Origin of the sequence: Bradyrhizobium barranii subsp. barranii, assembly GCF_017565645.3 — a bacterium.
GTDB classification, from domain to species: domain Bacteria; phylum Pseudomonadota; class Alphaproteobacteria; order Rhizobiales; family Xanthobacteraceae; genus Bradyrhizobium; species Bradyrhizobium barranii.
Genome location: NZ_CP086136.1, coordinates 5,459,278 through 5,482,057, shown reverse-complemented (window position 1 = coordinate 5,482,057; position 22,780 = coordinate 5,459,278). Strand labels below are relative to the sequence as shown.

General features: G+C 64.7%; 21 protein-coding genes and 1 pseudogene. 9 read left to right on the top strand and 13 right to left on the bottom strand.

Annotated elements, in window-relative coordinates; translation table 11 throughout:
* Position 1 precedes the first annotated feature (1 nt).
* A complete protein-coding gene (locus J4G43_RS26370; RefSeq protein WP_208086773.1) occupies positions 2 to 613 on the top strand; it encodes a CinA family protein in 612 nt (203 codons plus the stop codon).
* A gap of 286 nt (positions 614 to 899) precedes the next feature.
* Here the strand turns inward: J4G43_RS26370 and J4G43_RS26365 are convergent, their stop codons facing one another.
* A complete protein-coding gene (locus J4G43_RS26365; RefSeq protein ID WP_071914051.1) occupies positions 900 to 1,079 on the bottom strand; it encodes a hypothetical protein in 180 nt (59 codons plus the stop codon).
* Positions 1,080 to 1,544: 465 nt separating this feature from the next.
* Between J4G43_RS26365 and J4G43_RS26360 the strand changes: the two genes are divergently transcribed.
* The 6 genes from J4G43_RS26360 to J4G43_RS26335 are packed head-to-tail and all read left to right on the top strand — an operon-like array spanning position 1,545 to position 6,692.
* Entirely contained in the window at positions 1,545 to 2,252 is a 708-nt protein-coding gene (locus tag J4G43_RS26360; protein ID WP_063986378.1) for a c-type cytochrome, read from the top strand.
* Between the two features lie 8 nt (positions 2,253 to 2,260).
* Entirely contained in the window at positions 2,261 to 3,517 is a 1,257-nt protein-coding gene (locus J4G43_RS26355; protein ID WP_408581365.1) for a cytochrome c, read from the top strand.
* 8 nt (positions 3,518 to 3,525) lie between these two features.
* Positions 3,526 to 3,702: a hypothetical protein gene (locus J4G43_RS26350; RefSeq protein WP_166341619.1), complete on the top strand. Its 177-nt coding sequence runs from the start codon at positions 3,526 to 3,528 to the stop codon at positions 3,700 to 3,702.
* Positions 3,699 to 4,268, top strand: coding sequence for a cupredoxin domain-containing protein (locus J4G43_RS26345; RefSeq protein WP_208086771.1), 570 nt, complete (start codon positions 3,699 to 3,701; stop codon positions 4,266 to 4,268). Before J4G43_RS26350 ends, J4G43_RS26345 begins: the two co-directional genes overlap by 4 nt.
* Positions 4,255 to 5,877: a b(o/a)3-type cytochrome-c oxidase subunit 1 gene (locus J4G43_RS26340; protein WP_208086770.1), complete on the top strand. Its 1,623-nt coding sequence runs from the start codon at positions 4,255 to 4,257 to the stop codon at positions 5,875 to 5,877. Before J4G43_RS26345 ends, J4G43_RS26340 begins: the two co-directional genes overlap by 14 nt.
* A complete protein-coding gene (locus J4G43_RS26335) occupies positions 5,877 to 6,692 on the top strand; it encodes a c-type cytochrome (protein WP_208086769.1) in 816 nt (271 codons plus the stop codon). Before J4G43_RS26340 ends, J4G43_RS26335 begins: the two co-directional genes overlap by 1 nt.
* A 121-nt stretch (positions 6,693 to 6,813) precedes the next feature.
* Here J4G43_RS26335 and J4G43_RS26330 read toward each other — a convergent pair whose 3' ends face one another.
* Together J4G43_RS26330 and lipA are read right to left on the bottom strand one after the other, a co-directional pair.
* Positions 6,814 to 7,284, bottom strand: coding sequence for a type II toxin-antitoxin system RatA family toxin (locus J4G43_RS26330; protein WP_071914058.1), 471 nt, complete (start codon positions 7,282 to 7,284; stop codon positions 6,814 to 6,816).
* Between the two features lie 6 nt (positions 7,285 to 7,290).
* On the bottom strand, positions 7,291 to 8,247 hold the full coding sequence (gene lipA, locus J4G43_RS26325; protein ID WP_208086768.1) for a lipoyl synthase: 957 nt from the start codon (positions 8,245 to 8,247) through the stop codon (positions 7,291 to 7,293).
* Positions 8,248 to 8,377: 130 nt separating this feature from the next.
* Between lipA and J4G43_RS26320 the strand changes: the two genes are divergently transcribed.
* Positions 8,378 to 8,980 carry a DNA-3-methyladenine glycosylase gene (locus J4G43_RS26320; protein ID WP_028147574.1) on the top strand — a complete coding sequence of 201 codons (603 nt, stop codon included), beginning with the start codon at positions 8,378 to 8,380 and terminating at the stop codon, positions 8,978 to 8,980.
* 92 nt (positions 8,981 to 9,072) lie between these two features.
* Here J4G43_RS26320 and J4G43_RS26315 read toward each other — a convergent pair whose 3' ends face one another.
* The 7 genes from J4G43_RS26315 to J4G43_RS26285 all read right to left on the bottom strand — a co-directional run bounded on the left by J4G43_RS26315 (position 9,073) and on the right by J4G43_RS26285 (position 18,217).
* Complete coding sequence (locus J4G43_RS26315; protein ID WP_208086767.1) at positions 9,073 to 11,949, bottom strand: valine--tRNA ligase; 2,877 nt, start codon at positions 11,947 to 11,949, stop codon at positions 9,073 to 9,075.
* 150 nt (positions 11,950 to 12,099) lie between these two features.
* A complete protein-coding gene (locus J4G43_RS26310) occupies positions 12,100 to 12,834 on the bottom strand; it encodes a PopZ family protein (protein WP_223154042.1) in 735 nt (244 codons plus the stop codon).
* Positions 12,835 to 13,173: 339 nt separating this feature from the next.
* A complete protein-coding gene (locus J4G43_RS26305) occupies positions 13,174 to 14,565 on the bottom strand; it encodes a TolC family outer membrane protein (RefSeq protein ID WP_071914064.1) in 1,392 nt (463 codons plus the stop codon).
* Between the two features lie 217 nt (positions 14,566 to 14,782).
* Positions 14,783 to 15,439, bottom strand: a complete 657-nt coding sequence (locus J4G43_RS26300; protein WP_208086766.1) for a protein-L-isoaspartate O-methyltransferase family protein — start codon at positions 15,437 to 15,439, stop codon at positions 14,783 to 14,785.
* Between the two features lie 138 nt (positions 15,440 to 15,577).
* The gene (locus J4G43_RS26295; protein ID WP_094183926.1) at positions 15,578 to 15,754 is read right to left on the bottom strand and encodes a hypothetical protein; all 177 of its coding nucleotides are present in this window, start codon (positions 15,752 to 15,754) and stop codon (positions 15,578 to 15,580) included.
* Between the two features lie 268 nt (positions 15,755 to 16,022).
* Entirely contained in the window at positions 16,023 to 17,027 is a 1,005-nt protein-coding gene (locus J4G43_RS26290; protein ID WP_208086765.1) for an ABC transporter substrate-binding protein, read from the bottom strand.
* Positions 17,024 to 18,217, bottom strand: a complete 1,194-nt coding sequence (locus J4G43_RS26285; RefSeq protein ID WP_225005105.1) for an adenylate/guanylate cyclase domain-containing protein — start codon at positions 18,215 to 18,217, stop codon at positions 17,024 to 17,026. The genes J4G43_RS26290 and J4G43_RS26285 overlap by 4 nt, the downstream gene beginning before the upstream one ends.
* Before the next feature lie 7 nt (positions 18,218 to 18,224).
* Between J4G43_RS26285 and J4G43_RS26280 the strand changes: the two genes are divergently transcribed.
* A complete protein-coding gene (locus J4G43_RS26280) occupies positions 18,225 to 19,289 on the top strand; it encodes an IS630-like element ISRj1 family transposase (protein WP_208086764.1) in 1,065 nt (354 codons plus the stop codon).
* Between the two features lie 162 nt (positions 19,290 to 19,451).
* Here the strand turns inward: J4G43_RS26280 and J4G43_RS55650 are convergent.
* From J4G43_RS55650 to J4G43_RS26265, 3 genes and pseudogenes are all read right to left on the bottom strand, one after another.
* Positions 19,452 to 20,249: pseudogene (locus tag J4G43_RS55650) on the bottom strand (cache domain-containing protein); the annotation flags it as partial.
* Positions 20,250 to 20,271: 22 nt separating this feature from the next.
* The gene (locus J4G43_RS26270; protein WP_208086763.1) at positions 20,272 to 21,288 is read right to left on the bottom strand and encodes a SphA family protein; all 1,017 of its coding nucleotides are present in this window, start codon (positions 21,286 to 21,288) and stop codon (positions 20,272 to 20,274) included.
* A gap of 61 nt (positions 21,289 to 21,349) precedes the next feature.
* Positions 21,350 to 22,777: a DUF1254 domain-containing protein gene (locus J4G43_RS26265; RefSeq protein WP_225005103.1), complete on the bottom strand. Its 1,428-nt coding sequence runs from the start codon at positions 22,775 to 22,777 to the stop codon at positions 21,350 to 21,352.
* Positions 22,778 to 22,780: the final 3 nt, after the last annotated feature.

Sequence of the window (22,780 nt, the reverse complement as noted above, 5' to 3'; positions counted from 1 at the left end):
CATGGGCGGCAGCGACGCACGCGCCCTCTCCCGCTCGCTGCTCGATCTGTGCCGGATGCGCAAGCTGACGATCGCCACCGCCGAGTCCTGCACCGGCGGTCTGGTTGCCGGCGCGCTGACCGACATTCCCGGCTCCTCCGACGTGATCGACCGCGGCTTCGTCACTTATTCCAATGATGCCAAGCGCGCGATGTTGGGCGTCGAGGCGAGCACGCTCACGAATTTCGGCGCCGTCAGCAAGGAGACCGCAACCGCGATGGCGGTCGGCGCGCTGGAGCGCGCCGACGTCGATCTCGCCGTTGCCATCACCGGTATCGCCGGCCCCGGCGGCGCCACGCCCGGCAAGCCGGTCGGTCTCGTGCACTTTGCTGTCGCCGCGCGCGACGGCCGCATCGTCCATCGCGAGCATCGCTTTGGCGCGATCGGTCGGACCGCCGTGCGCCAGCGCTCGGTGGTCGAGGCATTGCGCATGCTGATGGATCTCGCCCGCGGCCCGAAGGCCCAGCCCAAGCCCCGGCGCGCGGCCGCGGCAACCCGCCTGCGGCCTCGCGTGACCCGCTCGCCGCGCCGGCATGCGGTGAAGCGCAGAACGCCGCGGTCACCGCGCGGCTAGAGACACGCCATGCCGCCGCCAGCAGCGCGCCCGCGTGGCCGAGCACGCGCTGCTTGACCGCATCGGCCAATTCCACGACGGGCGCTGCGGGATCGGCGGCGACCACCTCGACGCATTGACCGATGGCGCGGCCCGCTCGTCGACGCGAGGATCTTCACGCAACTCCTTCAGGATCTGGTCAGCCAGCTGCCGGCCTGTCCCATGCTGTCAATTGAGCGCGGCCAAGCGCGCGTTCCCGGCATGTGCGCTCGGCGCAAGGAAGCCGAATGGGTTCCGCGACATCCAATTATTGTTCCTGGCGCTTCGTCCGACAAATGACAGGGAGCTTCTGCTCAATCGCCTTCGCCAGCACCGTGCCGCGGGTCCGGCCGAGCTCTTTCGCTATCAGCGCAATCGGCTTGGTGCCTGCCAGTACCTTCAGCCTGCCAAGGTCTTCTTCGCTCCATGCCTGCTTCCAGCGTCCCATCTCCCCGATCCCGCGATAAAGCGCCCGCGCCCGACTCGGATTGTAGTCGAACCCTTCGCGAGGGGCAGACCTCGTGGTGCGCCGTTTGCGGCAAGGGGTGTTGCGTCAGCGCGCTGCGTTTTGGCACAAACTGCACTTGTCGCCCGACGGGAAGATGCACTCTGATGATCGGTCGTCTGCCCGGCCCAAGCGGCAGAACATCCGCGCGCGCGAACGGATTCCACAGTGCCGCGCTTCCCGCTTGTGAAGCAAAGCTCGGGCGGAATACGCCGCGAGATCGCGACGTCATGTCCAGTTTTCAAAAAGCACGCAATTCTTGTCGAATTCGATCAGGATCGCAAATGTGCAACCGCGACCAAGCGTCATCGCCATGTCCGATCTTGCGCGCGACTGTATTGGCGCAATAATGCGGCTCTACGCTGTGGCCAGGAATCAACCCGGTCCTGCTTTCTGGAGGGCGACGGCGTGTTCGCTCGCGACACTGCACTGGCAATCGCCATTGCTACCTTGGCCGCCATTGATGGTACTGCCGCACAAACGGCCAACCAGCCGCCGGATACGATGGCGGCGCGGGTGGAGGCGTGCACGCCCTGTCACGGCAACAAGGGCGAAGGCACCAGCGACGTCTATTTCCCGCGGCTTGCCGGCAAGCCGGCCGGCTATCTCTACAACCAGCTCCTCGCCTTCCGCAGCGGCCGGCGCAAATACCCGCCGATGAACTATCTGTTGGAGTTTCTGCCTGATCCGTATCTGGAGGCGATGGCCGAATATTTCGCCAGCGAGCATCCGCCGCTGCCGCAGCCCGCGCCGAGCGAAGTCAGCAAGGAAGTGCTGGCGCAGGGCGAGCTGCTCGCTACCAGCGGCGATGCCGGTCGTAACATACCGGCGTGCGTGAGCTGTCACGGCCCGGGCCTCACGGGCATGCAGCCCGGCATCCCCGGTCTGCTGGGCTTGCGCGCCGCTTACGTCAGTGCGCAGCTCGGCGCCTGGCGCTACGGCACGCGAACGGCAAAATCGCCGGACTGCATGCAGCTCGTCGCCGGCCATCTGACAGAAGCAGATGTTACCGCCGTCGCGGCCTGGCTCGCGACGCGGCCGGCGCCCACCAACCCGGCCCCCGTCCCGAAAGGCACCTACGCGCTGCCGTTCGGCTGCGGCAGCCAGCCCAACTGACGAGGCGCATGATGGGCTCAAGACTGTCGATCACGCAGCTATCGATCAAGCTCCTGGCCCTTGCCGCGCTCATCACGGCCGCGCAAGCGCAGGACAAGGCCGGCGACGTCATTGCGCGGGGTGAATATCTCGCCCGCGCCGGCGATTGCACGGCCTGCCATACTGCGGCTGAGGGCCGGCTGTTTGCCGGCGGGCGCCCGATGCCGACCCCGTTCGGAACGATCTACACCTCCAACATCACGCCCGATCCGGAGACCGGCATCGGCAAGTGGAGCGCGGACGATTTCTACAGAACCATGCACAACGGCCGTTTCCCGGATGGCGGGCTGATCTATCCGGCGATGCCGTTCGCGTCCTACACCAAGGTCACGCGCGCCGACAGCGACGCGATCTTCGCCTATCTGCGCTCGATTCAGCCGGTGAACCAGAAGAACAAGCCGCACGAGCTGCGGTTTCCCTATGACAACCGCCAGCTCATCCTCGGCTGGCGTACGCTGTTCTTCCGCGAGGGTGAGTTCAAGCCCGACCCCACCAAGTCGGCGGAATGGAATCGCGGCGCCTATCTGGTCGAGGGGCTCGGTCATTGCGGCATGTGCCATTCGCCGATCAACGCGCTCGGCGGCACCTCGCAATCGGACGCCTTCAAGGGCGGCCTGATCCCGATGCAGAACTGGTACGCGCCGTCCCTCACCTCCAACCGCGAGGCGGGTCTCGGCGACTGGAGCATCAAGGACATCACCGACCTGCTCCAGACCGGCGTCTCCATGCGCGGCGTGGTCTACGGCCCGATGGCCGAGGTCGTGCACAACAGCCTGCAATACCTCAACGACGAGGACACGCGCGCCATGGCGGTGTACCTCAAGGGCATCGCGGAGCCCTCGCCTCCGCCGGCGCCGAGCTCGGCGCTGCCGACCACCGAGAGCAGCCTGCTGATCAGCCTCGGCAAGACCGTCTACGACAAGAATTGCGCGAGCTGTCATGGGGCGCAGGGCGAAGGCAAGCCGCCGCACTGGCCGCCGCTCGCCAACAACCAGTCGATCGAGATGCAGTCGGCGGTCAATCCGATCCGCATGGTGCTCAATGGCGGCTATCCGCCGGGCACCAAGGGCAATCCGATGCCGTACGGCATGCCGCCTTTCGCAGGCCTCCTCTCCGACAACGAGGTCGCCGCCGTCGTCTCCTACATCCGCACCGCCTGGGGCAATCGCGGCACGCCGGTGTCGGCGCGCGAGGCCAACGACCTGCGCTCCGCACCGCTGAACTGAGAGGCGTCATGTTCAATTCCGATCCGCCGACCAGCCCAGCCGCCGCCGACCAGGCCGTCGAGGAAGTCGTCTCGCAAGGACCGTCCGGCGCGATCGTGCTGGCCGGCATCGCCACGGCCTGCGTGGTCGCGATGTGGTTTGCCTTCTATCTCTTCGTCTTCCTGCCGCGCGGATCGCTGCAATGAGCGCAGGGGACACCCACACCCATGGCAGCGCCGAGGTCGCGGCCCGCGTCGAGCGGCGCTGGGCGACCATTGCCGTGATAATCGTCGTCGGCATGGCGCTTCTGGCAGCCTTCGCCGGCATCCATCGCGCCACCATGCCGCAGCCGCGCGTCGAGACCACCGATCCCTCGCGCATTCATCTGTCCGGCGAATTCGTCGAGAGCAATCTCGGCAGCGTGCTGGAGGCCAATGGCAATGTGACCGTGCGCGCGATCGGCCAGCAATATTCCTTCACGCCGGCCTGCATCGTGGTGCCCGTGGATACGCCGATCACGATGCGCGCCACCAGCGCCGACGTCGTCCACGGCATCCTGATCCAGGGCACCAACATCAATACCATGCTGGTGCCGGGCTACATCTCCGAGCAATTGATGCGCTTTACGAAGACCGGCGACTATCTGATGCCCTGCCAGGAGTTCTGCTCCTTCGGCCATGAGGGCATGTGGGGCAAGGTCAAGGTGATCGACAAGGCCGACTTCGCCAATCGTGCGAAGGGTGGCGGGAGGCTGAGCTGTGTTGGTCAATAGGAAGCTCATCCTCGCCCATTTCTGGCTGGCCTTTGCGGTGTTCGGCTTTGCGCTGACGCTCGGCGCCTGGCAGATGTTCATCCGCAGCCCGATCGGCACCTGGTTGTCCAATCCCGAGCTCTATTACCGCTCGCTGACCGCGCACGGCACGGTGATGGGCTACGTCTTTCCCACGCTCGTCGCGATGGGCTTTGGCTATGCGATCAGCGAGTCGGCGCTGGAGCAGCGCCTCGTCGGCGTGCGTTGGGCCTGGACCGGCTTCTGGCTGATCGTGGCGGGCGCGATCATGGCAGTGGTCCCGGTCGCGCTCGGCCGCGCTTCGGTGCTCTACACCTTCTATCCGCCGCTGATCGGCAACGTTTTCTACTACCTCGGCGTCGTGCTGGTCGTGGTCGGCTCCTGGATCTGGGTCGCGCTGATGGCGATCAATCTGCGCGTCTGGCGCAAGGCCCATCCCGGCGCACCGGTGCCGCTGGCGATGTTCGCCAATGTCGCGGGCTCCTATCTGTGGGCCTGGACCGCGGTTGGCGCCGCGCTCGAACTGCTGCTCCAGATCATTCCCGTCGCGGCCGGCCTGAAGGCCACCATCGACGCGGGTCTTGCCCGCGTGTTCTTCTCCTGGACGCTGCACGCCATCGTCTATTTCTGGCTGATGCCGACGTACATCGCCTATTACACCATCGTGCCGCGCGCGATCGGTGGCCGGGTCTATTCCGACAGCATGGCGCGGATCTCCTTCATTCTGTTCCTGGTGGTGGCGATGCCGATCGGCATGCACCACACCTTCGCCGATCCGCAAGTCGGCGCCGGCTTCAAGTTCATCCATTCGGCCTTCACGGCACTGGTCGCGTTGCCGACGCTGCTGACCGTGTTCACGATCTGCGCGTCCGTCGAGATCGCCGCCCGCCTGCGCGGCGGCCGCGGTATGTTCGGCTGGATCAGGGCGCTGCCCTGGGACAATCCGATGATGCTGGCGCTGGCGTTCTCGTTCGTCATGCTCGGTTTCGGCGGCGCCGGCGGCCTCATCAACATGAGCTACCAGCTCGACGCGTCGATCCATAACACGCAGTGGATCACCGGCCATTTCCACCTGATCTTCGGCGGCGCCATCGTGATCATGTACTTTGCGATCGCCTATGATCTGTGGCCGCATCTGACCGGGCGCGAGCTCATCGATATCCGCCTGATCCGCACCCAGCTCTGGTTGTGGTTCATCGGCATGATCATCACGACCTTCCCGTGGCACTGGGTCGGCATCCTGGGCATGCCGCGCCGCATGGCCTATTTCGACTTCGGCGATCCCGCGATCGCGCCTCAGGCGCTCTCCGTTACCTTCTCGGCGATCGGCGGCTTCATCCTGCTGGCGTCTGGCATCATGTTCATCGTCATCCTGGCACGTGGCATGCGTGCGCCCCGGGTTGCCGCCGGCCCCTACCGCTTTGCGCTGGCCGTGCATCAGCCCGCGACCGTGCCGGTCGCGCTCAACACGCACGCGCTGTGGGTGGCGCTGATGATCGTCCTCACCCTCACCAATTACGGCTACCCGATCGTGACGCTGGCGCTGACCGAGGGCACGTCGGTGCCGGCCGTCTATGTGGGAGCGCAGTGATGAGCGCGCGCGACCTCTTCACCTTCCGCAACAGCCATTTCAGGATTGGCGTCGGCATCACCGCCGCGATCCTGATCGTGACGGCGATCACCGGCTTCATCGTGCTGCCCTTCGCGCAGCCCTGGGTTCAGTTCGCCAATGTCTGGGATGCGATCTGCAGCGCCGCCGGTGTCCCGCAGCGCGCGGCGAACGTCAGGGCGCCCGAGCAGAGCAAGCAATTGTCGGAGGTCGTGCTGACCTCGCGTACACTGGCACGTCCGAGCCAGGAAGCGATCGGCCGGGGCGCAACGCTGGCGCAGCGCTGCGCGATCTGCCACGGCCCGACCGGCATCAGCCGCGCGGATTCGCCCAATCTCGCCGGCCAATATGCCGCCGTGATCTACAAGCAGTTGCACGATTTCCACTCGGGCGCGCGCACCAATGCCGTGATGTCGCCGTTCGCCGTCAACCTGACGGACCAGGAGATCGCCGATCTCTCCAACTATTACGCCTATCTGCCGCGGCCGGCAGCCTATCACCCGACGCCGCAGCTGCCGAAGCCCAACATCGTCATCTACGGCGCGCCGATCCGCGGCATCGCGCCCTGCGGCGCCTGCCATGGCAGCCTCGACAACAAGACCGGCAGTCCATGGCTCGAAGGCCAGTCCGAAGCCTACATGAAGGCGCAACTCCAGGCCTTCGCGTCCGGCGAGCGGCGCAACGACATCAGCCAGCAGATGCGCAACATCGCCCGCGCGATGACGCCGCAGGAGATCGAGGCGGCCGCGGCCTATTACGCCTCGCAGCCGCCGGATGTGGTGAAGGCGGTGGATTGAGCCCCGCTGTCATTGCGAGCGCAGCGAAGCAATCCAGAATCCCTCCGCGGAAAGACTCTGGATTGCTTCGTCGCTGCGCTCCTCGCAATGACGGCGGAGAGAGTGTGCCTCGGTCGTAAAATTACGAAGACGCCAGCTTCGGCCGGCCGTAGATCGCGTCGGCCCGCTTCTCGAATGCGATGGAGAAGCGCGCGAACGCAGCATCGAACATCGAGCCCATCAGCATCGCCAGCATGCGGCTCTTGAACTCGTAGGCCAGGAAGAATCCGACGTCGCAGACGCCCTCACCCTTGGGCTCGAACGTCCAGCGGTTCTCGAGGTTGCTGAACGGGCCTTGCAGATATTCGACCCGGATATTCAGATTGGCGCGGTCGAGAGTCACGCGGCTGGTGAAGGACTCCTTGACCAGCTTGAACGACACCGTCATGTCGGCGACCAGCACCTCGGTGCCGTCGGGTTTGGCCATCCGCTGGCGGATCTTGAGCGCGCTGCACAGCGGCACGAACTCCGGGTAGCGCTCGACGTCGGCGACCAGATCAAACATCTCGGACGCGCTGTGGTGGACACGGCGCTTGCTTGAAAATTTGGGCATGGCGGTTCAGCGGGCAGTCGCGGCCCGTGCGGCCTTCAGTCTCGCAAAGTCCTCGCCGGCATGATGCGACGAACGGGTGAGCGGGCTCGCCGACACCATCAGGAAACCCTTGGTGTAGGCGACCTTCTCGTAGGACGAAAACTCGTCGGGCGGCACATAGCGCATCACGGCGTGGTGCTTCCGGGTCGGCTGGAGATATTGCCCGATGGTCAGGAAGTCGACGTCGGCGGAGCGCAGATCGTCCATCACCTGCTGCACCTCGTGGCGCTCCTCGCCGAGGCCGACCATGATGCCGGACTTGGTGAAGATGGTGGGATCGAGCTCCTTGACCCGCTGCAACAGCCGGATCGAGTGGAAGTAGCGCGCGCCGGGCCGCACCGTGAGGTAACGCGACGGCACGGTCTCGAGATTGTGGTTGAAGACGTCGGGCCTCGCCGCGACGACGACCTCCAGCGCGCCGTCCTTGCGCAGGAAGTCCGGCGTCAGGATCTCGATCGTGGTCGACGGGCACGCGGCCCGGATCGCACGGATGGTCTCTGCAAAATGCTCGGCGCCGCCATCGGCCAGATCGTCGCGGTCGACGGAGGTGATGACGACGTGGGCCAGCCCCAGCTTGGCGACGGCTTCGGCGACGTTCTGCGGCTCGGCCGCATCCAGCGCATTGGGCATGCCGGTCTTGACGTTGCAGAACGCGCAGGCCCGGGTGCAGGTGTCCCCCATGATCATGAAGGTCGCGTGCTTCTTGTCCCAGCACTCGCCGATGTTCGGGCAGCCCGCCTCCTCGCACACGGTATGCAGGCCGTTGGCGCGCACAATGTTGCGGGTGTCGGCATAGCCGCGGGTATTGGGGGCGCGCACGCGAATCCAGTCCGGCTTCGGCGGCGAAGCGGAATCAGGGCGATTCACCTTTTCAGGGTGGCGGGGGCGCAACGGGTTCGAGATGGTGTCGACAATAACGACCATGGGCTGTCCGGTCTGTTCAGGTCCTACCTAGTCGGTCTGGCTGCCTGCCGCAACCCGGCTCGCGCCGCTTCAGGGAACATGGCAGATATGGGCAATATCCTGCTCTGTTCTCAGGCGATTCTCACCTCGAATGGCTCCAACCTCGAAAGCCTCACCACCGCGGCTCGGCAAAGCCCTGAAGCGTGCGTTTTTCGGCCGCAGCGTCCACGAGGTCGCGCCCGACCTGATCGGGGCCACCATGCTGGTCAATGGCGTCGGCGGCCTCATCGTCGAGGTCGAGGCCTATCATCATACCGAGCCGGCGGCGCACTCCTACAATGGTCCGACGCCGCGGAACCAAATCATGTTTGGCCCGCCCGGCTTTGCCTATGTCTACCGCTCCTACGGCATTCACTGGTGCGTGAACTTCGTCTGCGAGGAGGAAGGCTCCGCCAGCGCCGTGCTGATCCGCGCACTGGAGCCGACGCATGGCCTGGCGGCGATGCGCCGCCGCCGCCATCTCCAGGAGGTGCACGCGCTGTGCTCGGGCCCCGGCAAGCTGACCGAGGCGCTGGGCATCACCATCGCGCACAACGCCCTGCCGTTGGACCGGCCGCCGATCGCGCTGCATGCGCGGACAGAGGAGGTCGAGGTGGTGGCCGGCATCCGGATCGGCATCACCAAGGCCGTCGAGCTGCCCTGGCGCTATGGCGTCAAGGGCTCGAAGTTCTTGAGCAAGCCGTTCCCGAAGTAGGCCTAGAACCCGTTCCGATGGAACGGGCTCTAGATTCCAGTTTTGACGCCTTTTCTTGACGCGAACCGGTTTCCACTTCGCTCGAAAACGCTCTACGACGCCTGCTTCAGCCGCTCCAGCGCCTCCAGCAGCTTGGCCTTGCGGGCCAGTGCTGCCTCGCGCTTTTCGCGCTCCTCCTCGACGACCTCTTCGGCCGCGTTGGCGACGAACTTCTCGTTCGCCAGCTTGGACTCGGCGCGCTTGATGTCGGCGTCGGCCTTGCCGATCTCCTTGTCGAGGCGCGTGCGCTCGGCGGCGACGTCGATCACGCCCTTCAGCGGCAACGCAGCCACCTCGCCGCGCACGAGAAGCTGGACCGCACCATCAGGTGCGCGGTCGGCGAAGGAGATATCGGACAGCCGTGCCATGCGCTTGATGACGTCGGTCCAGCGCGGCGCGCGTTCCTTCGTCTCGGTCGAGGCGCCCGCGAGCACCAGCGCCGTCAGCGTTGCCGGCGGGATGTTCATTTCGGCGCGCACCGAGCGGATCTGCGTGACCAGGTCGATCACCCAGCCGATCTCGGCTTCCGCCTTGGGATCGGTGAAGTCGGCATGGTCGAAGATCGGCATGATCAGGACCGGCGAGATCAGCGGATCGGTCGGCCCGGCAGCCGCGGCGAAAATCGCGAGTTGCTCCGGCGTCGGCTCGGACGGTTTCAGCGGCCATTGCGCCAGCGCCAGCAGGCCGTCGCGCTTGGCCGTCACCTCCCACAGCTCTTCGGTGATGAAGGGCATGAAGGGGTGCAGCAGCTTCAGGATCTCGTCGCGCGCCCAGGCGACCATGGCGCGGGTTTCGTCCTTGGCGGGGCTGTCCGGACCGAGCAGCACGGGCTTTGCGAGCTCGACATACCAGTCGCAATAGACGTTCCAGACGAAGCGGTAGATCGCACCGGCCGCATCGTTGAAGCGATAGGCTTCGATTGCCTCGGTCACCTCGCGCGTGGTGTGGGCGCTCTCGTGCGCGATCCAGCGGTTCAGCGTCTCCTTGGCCTTCGCCGGCTCGAAACCGTCGGGCACGGCGCAGTGGTTCATCTCCGCGAAGCGCGACGCATTCCAGAGCTTCGTCGCGAAATTCCGGTAACCCTCGACGCGGCTGGTGGCGAGTTTGATGTCGCGTCCCTGCGCCGCCATGGCGGCCAGCGTGAAGCGCAACGCGTCGGCACCGTATTCGTCGATCAGGTTGAGGGGGTCGATGACGTTGCCCTTCGACTTCGACATCTTGGCGCCCTTCTCGTCGCGGACGAGGGCGTGGATGTAGATCGTCGAGAACGGCACTTCCTTCATGAAGTGCAGGCCCATCATCATCATCCGGGCGACCCAGAAGAAGATGATGTCGAAGCCGGTCACCAGCGCGTTGGTCGGGTAATAGCGCTGCACTTCCGGCGCGTCCTCGGGCCAGCCGAGCGTCGAGAACGGCCACAGCGCCGAGGAGAACCAGGTGTCGAGCACGTCCTCGTCACGCGTGATGAAGCCTTCGCGCTTGTTGCGGTCGAGCGCCATCTCGCGGCCCTGCTCGGCCGTGATGACCTCCTGCTCGACGTAATAGCCGAGCGCGTGGCTGACGGCCTCCTCCTCGGTTTCGGCGACGAACACCTTGCCATCGGGGCCGTACCAGGCCGGGATCTGATGACCCCACCACAGCTGGCGCGAGATGCACCAGGGCTGGATGTTCTCCATCCACTCGAAATAGGTCTTTTCCCAGTTCTTGGGCACGAACGTCGTTTCGCCCGAACGCACCGCCGCGATCGCGGGCTTTGCCAGCGTCTTGGCGTCGACGTACCACTGGTCGGTCAGATAGGGCTCGATCACGCTGTTCGAGCGGTCGCCGTGCGGCACCATGTGGGTGTGCGGTTCGATCCGCTCGACGAAGCCGAAGGATTCCAGTCGCTCGACGATGCGCTTGCGCGCCGCGAAGCGGTCGACCTTGTGAAACTCCTCGGCGAATTGCGAAGCGCCTTCCGGCAGGTTACGGAGGTAATCCTCATTGTCGACGAGGTCGAGGCAACCTTCCTTGTCGATGACGCTGATCCGGCCCAGGCCGTGGCGATTGCCGACCTCGAAGTCGTTGAAGTCGTGCGCCGGCGTCACCTTCACCGCGCCCGAGCCCTTGTCCGGATCGGAATATTCGTCGGCGACGATCTTAATCTTGCGTCCGACCAGCGGCAGGATCACGTTCTTGCCGACCAGCTTCTGATAGCGCTCGTCATCGGGATGCACCGCGACGCCGGTGTCGCCGAGCATGGTCTCGGGCCGCGTGGTGGCGACGACGATGAAGCTCGAGGAATCCTCGGGGCTGAACGTCTTGCCCTCGATCGGATAGCGCAGATACCACAGGTGGCCCTTGACCTCGGTCTGCTGCACTTCGAGGTCGGAGATCGCGGTCAACAGCTCGGTGTCCCAGTTCACCAGCCGCTTGTCCTTGTAGATCAGGCCGTCGCGATGCAGCTCGACGAACACCTTGATGACGGCCTTCGACAGGCCCTCGTCCATGGTGAAGCGTTCGCGCGACCAGTCGCAGGAGGCGCCGAGGCGCTTGAGCTGGTTGATGATGGTGTCGCCGCTCTCGGCTTTCCACTGCCAGACCCGCTCCAGAAACTTCTCGCGGCCCATCTCGCGGCGGCTGGGCTGCTGGCGCTCCATCAGCTGCCGCTCGACCACCATCTGGGTGGCGATGCCGGCATGGTCGGTGCCGGGTTGCCACAGCACGTCGCGGCCGCGCATCCGCTCGAACCGGCACAGGATGTCCTGGAGGGTGTTGTTGAGGGCGTGGCCCATATGCAGCGAGCCCGTCACGTTCGGCGGCGGGATCACGATGGTAAAGGGCACTGCGTCGCGGCGGTCGGGGCGGCCGGCCCTGAAGGCGAGGCTGTCCTCCCACACGACGGACATGCGGGCTTCGATATCGGCGGGCTGGTAATTTTTCTCGATCATGGGCTGCTAGAAAGCCGCGCGCGGGGGGCAAGTCAACGAAAAGGTCCGGGAGAGGATCAACGGAAAGCCCGGCGGCAAAACGGCTTTCCGGCCGGTCGGCAGGCCAAACAGGCGCATAAGAGGGGCTTTATGAGGGCTCGGGAGCCGCCCTCACCTGCCGCCGCGCGAGACCCGCTCGATTTCGGCCTTCACGATGCGTTCAACGAGGCCCGGCAGGTTGTCGTCGAGCCAGGATTTCAGCATCGGACGCAGCATCTCCTTGACCAGATCTTCCAGCGTCCGCGCATTGCTGCTGAGCACCGTGTGGGCCAGGGAGTTGAAGGCGGATTCGACCGCCGAGACCGTCGATTGTGCCAGGATCGGCTGTTGGGGCGGTACCGGCGGCGCATCGTAGTCCACCGCCGCATAGGACGATGACGGCATCAGGCGCAGCGGCGATTCGGCGAATTCCAGATCGTCGCGCGGCTCGACCTTGCGGAAGCTCGGCGGCGGCGGAGGCGGCGTCGGCTCCGGATCCACCGCCATCTCGTCGGTCAATTCGAGCACGTCGGGTTCAGGTTCGGGCTCTGGCTCAGGTGCACGGACCTCGGGCGCAGGCGTAGCCGCGTCCAGCCCCGCCAGCAGAGCATCAATATCGTCCTGGTTATTGGATGCATCCGCCGCAGGTGCGGGCGGCGGCGGCGCTGGAGCCGGCTTCGCAACCGGCGGCGGCGCGGGCTTCTCGGCAGCAGGTTTCGCGGGAGCGACCTTGGATGGCGGAATGTCGTTCATTGCTGACGGCTTCGGCGCAGCTGCAGCGGGCGCTGGCTTGGCAGCTTCGGCCGGCGGCGGCTTGGCCTCATCGTCGGCAATGATGCGCCGGATCGAGGCCAGAATCTCCTCCATCGAGGGTTCTGTGACCTTTGCAGGCTGCGTCATCTCCGACTCCACATCATCAACGCCCTCGCATGCGTTGTTTTACACCAAGCACGACAGGATTGGCCGGTTCCGCAACGGACGCCCCGACATTTTCGTCGCGGCGGCCCGACTTGTCCCCAGTTCACGGCTCAACGTGCGGCGGTGCGCCCCTGCCCTCGGCACTCAAGCCTTTACGCACACGACATCAGGTGCCGGGCGAATCGACCCGCATCTTCTTGGCAAGGCTATGTCAGGGATTTTGATGATTGCAAGCAAAGCACCAGTCGGCCTCGGCTGTTTGCGAGGCCGACCGGATGACTACGGACCTTAGCGTCCGTCAGGCGTGCGCACGCCGGCCCAGCTGTCGCGGACCTGATGGTAGTGAACGCTCGCATCATAAACCGTGGTCGCAAGGCCGAGGACCTGCGGCGACAGACGGCCGATGGCGGCCAGAACCTGATAGGACGCGACCACGCGGTCGTGCTGTGCGGTCACCAGCGCGACGCGCGCGTTGACCAGCGCCTGCTGCGCGTTGAGCACGTCGAGGGTGGTACGCTGACCAGCCTTGGCTTCTTCGCGCACGCCGTTCAGCGCGATCTCGGACGCCGTGACCTGCGCCTGCGCGGACTGCACCTGGGCCTTGCCGGCCTGCAGCGAACCCCACCACTGCACGACCGTCGCGCGGGTCTGGTCGCGGGTGGTTTCGAGGTTGAGACGCTGCTGCGCCAGGTTTTCCTTGGACTGGCGGATCAGCGAATATGTATTGCCGCCATCGTAGAGCTGCCAATTGGCCTGCGCGATGGCGGACGCGTTGAACGACCTGTATTGAATCAAGGACTGTTCGTTCCCCTGCGTGGCCCCCACCTGCAACGCGATCGTCGGCAGCAGCGCGCCTTCGGCGACCTTGACCTGCAGAAAGTTGACGTCGATGCCGAACATCGCGGCCGTGACGTTGGGATGTTCGATCAGGCCGAGCTCGACTGCCCCGGCGAGGCTTGCGGGCAAGAAACGATCCACCGGCGAACCGGGCGCGAGGTTCGTCGGCTCGTTGCCGATGATGCGGCGGAAGTTCGCGCGCGTCGTGGTGAGATTTGCTTCGGCCGTGAGGGCCTGCGTCTTGCCAGCCGCCAGCTGCGCTTCCGATTGCGCAACGTCGGTGCGCGTCACTTCGCCGACGTTGAAGCGATCACGCGTCTGCTTCAGCGTCTGCTCGAGCACGCGCACGTTGCTGCGCTGGACTTCGAGCGTAGCCGCATCGCGCAGATAGTCCATGTAGATCGAAGCGCCCTGAAGCAGCACGCTCTGATCCAGGCTGCGCAGCGCTTCGCGGGAGCCGGAAACCTGGCTCTCGGCGGCGCGCGTCCTGTTGCCGGTGATGTTGCCGTTATAGAGCGTTTGCGTGACGGTCACACCCACGCTGCGCGGCACGCTGGGCCCGTTGATTGGTGTGTTACCCGGCCCCGGCGAACTCAACGTATCCTGATATTGATAGCCGCCGTTCGCCGTCAGCGCGACCCTGGGGCGATAGCCCGACAACGCCTGAGGCACGTTCTCGTCGGTCGAGCGCACCTGGGCGCGCTGTGCGTTGAGCTGCGGATTGTTCTGATAGGCGCGCACCAAGGCGGCCTCGATCGTGTCCGCCAAGGCAGGCGTCGGCCCGGCAAGCGCCAGCAGCAGGACCGAAACCGCAGCTCCGGTGAAGAGCTTCACCCCATGCATCCCTTAAATTCCGTTCATTCTAACGCCCCGCTCGTGCCCGCGAGCTAGGATACCGTCTACCGAGTGGAGTCGTTGCCCCTCAGCAACATAGGCCGCCAATTGGCGCAACGGAACCACCTGAAGGTAGTTCCCGGTGGAAACTCTTCACGTGCAGCATCCGGGCCACACTTCTGATTCAGAACGGGATTTTAACAGGCCAAAGCCCTCAATCGGGACTTCAGAAGACGAAAGCGGCGGCCCGTTCCAACCCGGGAAGGACCGGAGCTGCGGCATCGAACAGCGCCCGATGGCCGAATTCACCGTGGGTATGGGTCACGATCACGGCCCGGGGGGGCGTGGATTGGGCCGACACCCCCACGAGGCGCCCGCCCTCCTTGAGCTGCCCGAGCAGCGCCTCTGGCGTCACCTCGAAGGCGCCGTTGAGGATAATGACGTCATAGGGAGCGGCAGAGGGATCCCCTTCGGCGCAGGCTGCGGCCTTGCACGTGACGTTGGCGAGACTGGCGCAAGCATCCTTGGCCTTCGCGGCCAGGGCCGAATCACATTCCGTCGCGGTGACCTGACGGGCGAGCGTAGCCGTCAGCGCGGCGAGGTAGCCCGTGGCGCAGCCGACCACCAGCACGTTGTCCCCATCGCCGATTTCGGCGGCCTGGAGCAGCTTGCCGGTCAGCTGCGGCTTGATCAGGAACCGCTTGGCCCCGCCTTCGCTCACGTCGAGATCGAGGTCGAGATAGGCCAATGCCTGCCTGGCAACCGGCACGAACGCCTCGCGCGGAACTGTGAGCATCGCGTCGAGAATACGGCGATCGGTGACGTCATTGGTGCGCACCTGGCCATCGACCATTTTTAGGCGCGCGGTCGAGAAACCGGACATTTGCGGACCCTGCAATGCGGACGATGCCGCGGACGAAATTTGGCGGCATCTTTGGAACAGGCTCCGCGAAAACGCAACACGTCCGTTGGCCCGGGCGGACCGGGCTACGCAACCCACGGCGTCAAGTTGGTTGGTGAGCTATTCGATCGTGACTGCGAGGCGGCCGATCAATGCGGCGACTTCGTCGAGCCGCGCCGAATCGTGCGCCTCGACGGCGCGCGCGAGGCAGGCCAGGCATTCATCATCGCTGAGCTCGGGAACGTCCGCCGGCAGAATCGAGGGGGCCATTTCGGAACGGTCGAGGACGTCTGGCATTGGAATCACCTCCGTAAGGATCCGGCGCCTGCCAAGGTCGATTTGAATTGGGTCGAATTGGCGTCGCCCTCATGACGCGACCGCGCCCGACACACACAACTGCTTGAGTGCGATTCTGCACTGGGGCGGATATCACCTGAAGTGGTGCGCGGCTGCATTAGAATGCGGGCGCAGGATATTGAAAACACATTGAAATATGATCTGGACGCTGGGCAGGCCGATGCATGGCTCGAAGGGAGTGTCCGTGCGAGCCTGTGCCCCTGCAAGTTCAGGCGACGGTTGCAAGGTAGAGCTGCGTGTCGAAATAGTCTGCGGCCCGCACGGGTGCGGTGACGCCGGCATCCGTCATGAAGAAGTCGCTGACCTGCTGGAGCCATTTCACGACGGTCCCGTCGGAATACAGCCGCTTCCATTCGCGCGAGGAATAGAGCTTCTGGGCCTTGAAGGCTTCCGCGATGTCGGCGGGACGCGACTGCCCGTAATGTGTCTGGAGCGCCTCCGCTGCGGCCGCCGGGTTGCGCACCATGTGGTCGTTCGCTTCCGCCCAGGCGCGGATGATCCGGGCCAGCACGTCCCTGTTCCCCGCATAAAAATCCATCCGCGCGGCCCAGCCGCCGAGCACGGCGGATTGCGGGTAGAAGGCGGAGGCGTCCACCAGCTTGACCGCATCCGGCAACGCCTCGCGGACGGCAATGTTGAACGGCACCCAGAGCGCAACGGCCGGCACCTCGCCGGCAATGAATGCCTTGACGGCGGCGGCCATGCTGCCGTTGACGATCTCGACCTCGGACGGGTTGACGTTGTTGGCTCGCAGCGCGCGATCGAGAAAGATGTGCGCCGTGGTCTTCATCGTCGTCGCGATCCGCTTGCCCCTGAGATCGGCCATCCCCTTGACGCCGAGCGTCGGCCGGACCCAGAGCTGTGCGGTCGCGACCTCAATGTCGTTGATGAGAAAGCCCCGGCCGCGGCCGAGCGCCAGATAGTTGGAGATGACGCCGCCGGCCGAGAGGACGTCGAGCTCACCTCGCGCCATCGCCTCGAAGACTTCAGGTCCGGTGTTGAACTCGTGCAATTCGAAATCGATCCCCTCGCGGTCGAACGAGCCGCGATCGAGCCCGGTCCAGATGTGTCCGTCCACGGCGACCACGTGGAGATAACCGAGCCGAATTCTGCTGCGCGCCTGCGCGATGGCTGGCGCCGCGTGCATTGACGCGGCCGCCAGCGCCGCGCCGTGCCGCAGCAATTGCCGGCGATTGAGACCACTGATGTTCATGCCGCCGCTCCCGCATTCCGGGCCGCGGACCGAAATCGCTGGGCATGAAATAGCGCGACGCTATCCTTGGGATAGTCGTGCAGGAAGGCCGACAGCCGGACCCGCGTCGTCTCGGCCGCGCCGTCCTGCGCGATCGCCGCAAAGACTTCATCCCAGCGTCGACACATCGCAACGTCGGCTTCATCGGCGTGCGCCATCTCGCCGCTGAGCTCACTGACTTCGATCGCGTCGGCAAATCCCTTCGGCGTGATGCTGTCGACGCTGCGGAACAGGAACCGATCGCCGACGCTGGCGCGGACCGCGGCGCTGACCAGCACGCGCGTGCCGTAATTCTTGTTCAGTCCCTCCAACCGCGACGCCAGGTTGATGGTGGCGCCCAGCGCGGTGTAGTTCATCCGGTCGCTCGAGCCAATGTTGCCGACCACGGCATCGCCGACATGCAGGCCAAAGCGGGTGTCGTAGGGCGGCCAGCCCTCGCGCCGAAACTCCTGGTTGAGCGCTTCGTTGGCCGCAAGGCATGCCAGGATGGCACGGCAGGCATTGACGGTGTGGTCGGGATCGTCAGCCGGCGCGTTCCAGAATGCCATCACGGCGTCGCCGATATATTTGTCGACCGTGCCCTGGTGCCGCATGATCTCGTCCGACAGTACCGCGAAATAGCGCGAGGTGTGGATCATCACCTGCGACGGGTCGGCGCGCTCCGTCTTGGCGGTAAAGTCGGCGACGTCGGTGAACAGCACCGTGACCTCACGCCTGGAGCCGCCGAGGCTGAGCGAAGAGCCGGTCTCGATCAGCTGCCGCACGATCTGGCGCGGGATGAAGCTCGCAAAGCTGCGGACCACGCTGCGCATCGTGAACACCGAGCGGCCAAGCTCCTCGATCTCGGCGATGACGGAATGGACGCGCGGCCGCTCGGTAATCTCGAACCGCTGGATCGCGTCGGTCTCGTCGGCGAGCTTGCGCAGCGGCTGCGCCATCAGCGATCCGAGCCAGAACGCGAATGGCAGCGTGGCTCCGACAAAGGCCAGCGCCAACGCGAACAGCGTGCGGCGCTCGTCGATGATCTGCGCATAGAACTCGTCGAGCGGCGCGACCATCGCCATCCGGATATTGGCCGAGCCGGCCGTCTCGAGCCTGTGGACCGCCGCAACATAGTACCCACTTTTCTTGGAACGTGAGTCGTGATTCAAGGTCGGGATGATACCCGAAGCAAGAGAAGTCCACCTTTCGAGGAAAGATCGCAAGGTGCTTGAGGCGTGCTGTCGCTCACCGGTGACGTTGCAGCGCGATTTGAAGCGGGCGCGGATAGTTCTGTTGGCGGCGGATGGGCGCAGCACCCGGTCGATCGCCAAGGAAGTTGGGGTCCAGCCGCGGATTGTCAGCCTTTGGCGGCATCGCTATGCCGACCATGGCCTTGAAGGGCTGCAAGACAAGCCGCGGCCTGGCAAGCAGCCGATCTATACGAAGACGACCGACAAGCGGATTCTGAAGCTGCTGGATAAGCCGCCACCGCAAGGGTTTGCGCGCTGGACCGGCCCCCTGCTGGCCGAGGCGCTGGGCGATGTCGATGTCCAATATGTCTGGCGGTTCCTGCGCAGCCACAAGATTGACCTGGTGGCTCGCAAGTCCTGGTGCGAGAGCAACGACCCGAACTTTACGGCCAAAGCCGCCGATGTTGTCGGCCTCTATGTCGCGCCGCCGGCGAGGGCCATTGTGCTGTGCGTGGACGAGAAGCCCTCGATCCAGGCTTTGGAGCGAGCGCAGGGTTATCTGAAGTTGCCCAATGGCCGCGCCTTGACCGGCCAAAGCCACGATTACAAGCGGCATGGCACCACAACATTGTTTGCGGCGCTCGAAGTCGCCACCGGAAAGATCATCGCGACCCATTCAAAACGCCGGCGCCGCGTCGAGTTTCTCGATTTCATGAACAGCGTCACCGCGGCTTTTCCGAACCGCAAGCTTCACGTCATCCTCGACAACCTCAACACCCATAAAAAGAACGAGGACTGGCTCAAGGCCCACCCCAACGTGCAATTTCATTTCACGCCGACAAGTGCGTCATGGCTCAATCAGGTCGAAGTATGGTTTTCCATCTTGCAGGGGCAGTCGCTCAGCGGCACCTCCTTCACGAGCCTCAAGCAGCTTCAGGAACACATCGATGCCTACGTCAACGCATACAACGACAGAGCCGAGCCCTTCGTCTGGACCAAGAAAAAGGTCCGTCAACGCCGTTTCAAAGGCCGCCGTATCACTCAGCTCTGATTCCGGGTAATAGGTTCGGCCCGACGCGTCGGCAAAGAACTGCTGGGCCGCCCCGCCGTCCCGCCAGGAGTGGATGACCGGCACGAGCGCGGGCAGCCGGAGCGCGCCGATCTGTGGCAGGTCGTCCTGCCGCTCAGGAATCTCCGCCATCAGGCGGTTCATCTCGGGATGGCCGACGATGCGCCCGGCATCGTTGAACAGGAACGCCAGCCCTGATTGGCCGAGCTTCTGCTCCGCCAGCATGTCCTCGAACCGGTTCAGCAGCAAATCACCCGCAATGACGCCGCGGCGCCCTTCCCTCAACGGCGTCCGCAGCGTGTAGCCCGGCTCACCCGTGGCGTAGAAGACGTAAGGACCTGTCAACAGCGTCTTGTCGTTCTTGAACGCCTCGACATACCAGGGCCGCTGCCGCGGGTCGTAGCTCGCGGGTCCGGCGACCTCGGCAACCTGAATGAGGTTTTCGGAGAGATACTGCGTGACAGGCGCGGCCCCCGCCGTGCGCGAGATCACGACCAGCCGGAAGGCAGCATCCTCATCGACGTTCAAGCCCTTCCGGAACGACGGCTGGGCCCGGTCGATCACGTCCATCTCGATGAACGAGCCGTCCTCGTAGCCGACATAGAGATTGAAGAGCTGCGGGTTGTTGCGCAGCATCGCCGCCATCAGGCTGTATAGCCGCGTATTGTCCGCGATGTCGGCCTCCTGGATCGGCGGCAGGCCGGACAGGATGTCGAGATTGTCGCGGACATTCTTGAACTGCTCGTCGATGTGATCGGCGCCAAGCTGCGCCACCTTCTCGATGAAGCCAGAGGCGGCCGTCCTGGTGATGGCGGTCACGCGTTCGAAGCTGAGATAGACCAGCGTCAGGCCCACAAGCAGCACCACGCCCACGAACACCGTGATGATCGATGTCTGGTAGCCAATGCGAAATACGCGTTTGCTGGTTTTCTCTCCGGTCATCGGAGCTGCCTGAACGCCTCCATCAGTACTTTCGAACGATGGGCTTCGTCGCCGCCGGCGCGGGCGCTGCCGGCGAGACCGAGAAAGTAACCCAGGTCGACCAGCTGTTCGGCCGGTTCTCGGTCTCGAGGTCCTTGTAGCCTCGGACATTGAGATAGCCCTGGTAGCCGTCGGACATCGGGATCATGAAACCGATCTGCGGACCGATACCGACCGCCTGGCCGCGGAAGCCACCGAGCTTGGCGCCGGGACCGCTATCGTCGGTGATCTGCTGGAAGAAATAACCGGCGATGCCGATGTGAACGTTCTTGCTGACGAACTGTGAGGCTGCCCAGTCGACATGAAAATCCATACCGTTCTGATACTGGAGGGCCCCGTTCATGAAACTATAGGTGAGCCCGCCGACGATCGAGAATTCGTGGCCGCTCTTCGGATCGAGATAGGTGTAGCCGGCACCGACGTCGATCGCGGGGAAGCCAAAACTCAGATTGGCGAGCCGGCTGGAATCATAGGTGCCGCTCGGGATGTTGCCGGTGATGTAGACCAGCTCGTTGTGGACGCCCTGATTCCATTTCAGCGTGCCCTGGTAGAACACGTCGGTCAGCGTCGTGCGGTTGTCGGTGGCGCTGCCCGAGATCGTATTGCCGCGCGGACCGGTCAGCGTCGCATCGATGCCGGCGCCAATGTTGCCGGGCGCGGTGAGCACGGTGAAGCCGGCTTGGCCGCCCAGCACCGGCATCGGCGAGGTGTAGGTGATGCCCATGACGAGCGCGTCGGCGTGTGCGTTGAGGCCGGCGGTCACCGAGCCGGGTATGCCGCCGCTGGTGACGAAGTTCTGCCCTCCTCCGGCCTTTTCGTTGAGGTGAAGGTAGATCGTCGAATAGGCCCATCCAGGCGTTACCGGAACGGCGGCCAGGCTGCCGAAGATGCCCGGAAGCCAGAAGCTCACGCCGCCAGAAGCGGCAAGCGCAGGCTGAGCGGTGAAGCTCGCCAGCGCCAATGCAGTCCCGAGCCCGGCTTTGCGAATGTGTCCCGTCACGTCGCGTCTCCCTATTCTCGTCACGTCTTCCACCCGAACGCATCACGCTCGCCCAATTGCACTACTTCTTGGCGCCCCCGATCGTGGCGGCGACACGCTCGGCATCGGGCAGTTTCCAGCTGTGGTCGAACAGCGGCTGCTCGGGCCCGTAGAGGCGGAATAGCAACTCGAACTTCCGCGCCGGATCGGTCGGCACCCAATTGGCTTCCTTGCCCTCCGGCGCCTTCGGGCCGAAATAGACATCGACCGAACCGTCGGCATTCTTCTGGATGCCCGGGCTGATCGAAGCCCGGCTTGCGCTCGGCATGTTGCGCACCAGCGCGTGGGTCTCGCGGTCGTAGACTGTTGCGGACCAGTATTGCTTGACCGGCGCGTTGGCGGGCACCGTCAGGCGATAGGTGGCGGCGCCGTCGAACGGCTGGCCATCCCTATCCTTGTTGGCCAACAGGTAGAACTGCGCGGTGCCCAGTCGCTTGATACCGGTGAAGCCGAGCGTGTAGGAGACGCCGCGCATGTCGACCGGATAGGTGTTCGGATCGGCGTATCCAGTGCTCGCCGCCTTGACCATCTCCGCTACCGCAGCCGGGAACCAGCGGATGCCCGGGTTGATTACGGCGAAGCCGGCGTCGTAGCGCTGTTCGAGTATCGCATGGGCCTCGCGGGCGGCCTGATCGAGCAGCGCGACGGTCTTCTGATCCGGATTGAAAGCCTTGCCCTTCTCGATGCCGATGCTCGCGAGCTGGTCGATCATGGCCCGATCGCGATCGAGCCACGGCTCGTTCTGCACCACGCGGTCGAGGCTGCGATAGAAGCTCGCATCGAAGGGAATCGTGGAGTCGAACAGCACGTCGTAGGCGTCAGTGAAATTGGTCTGCGGCGGATCCTTCGCCTGCGCGAGTGGGTAGACCTTGACCTGCTTGCCGTAGGAGACCGACTTCGCCACGTCGGCATCGCCGTGGCTTGCGAGATTGGAGCGCAGCAGCGCGAAGCCGCTGAACGTGTCCGACTGAAGCGAGATGTAGCCCGCGGGCGCGTCGCCCTTGTAACCGGGCGGCAGGATCAAATATTTGCCGCCCTGCCCCTTGTCGGCGCCTTCGGGACCTGCGTCCTCCAGCGGCATCTGCCACGCCGTGACGATGTTGCCCGCGATCGAGCCGCCTTGCGCCGGCGGAATGTCGATCACGACCGGGCCGTCCTTCACGTTCCAGAACGACATCAGATAGATCGAGTCCGGATTGGGCGTCAGCGTCTGGTTCTTCCAGTTCACCGGCTTCGACCAGTAGATGATCTCGTTCGGCTTTGCCTTGGTCGTCCCAAGCATGGTCTGGAGCATGAGATCGGCATTCACCGCCGGCATGCCCCAGATCATCGCCTCGACTGCGCGACGCTGGATAGTGCGCGCGGCGAGTTCATCCGGCGACAGGCTCTGCGCGTGCACATTTGCGGCCATCAGCATCGCGGCGACGACCCCGGTGATCAAATGTCTCATGAC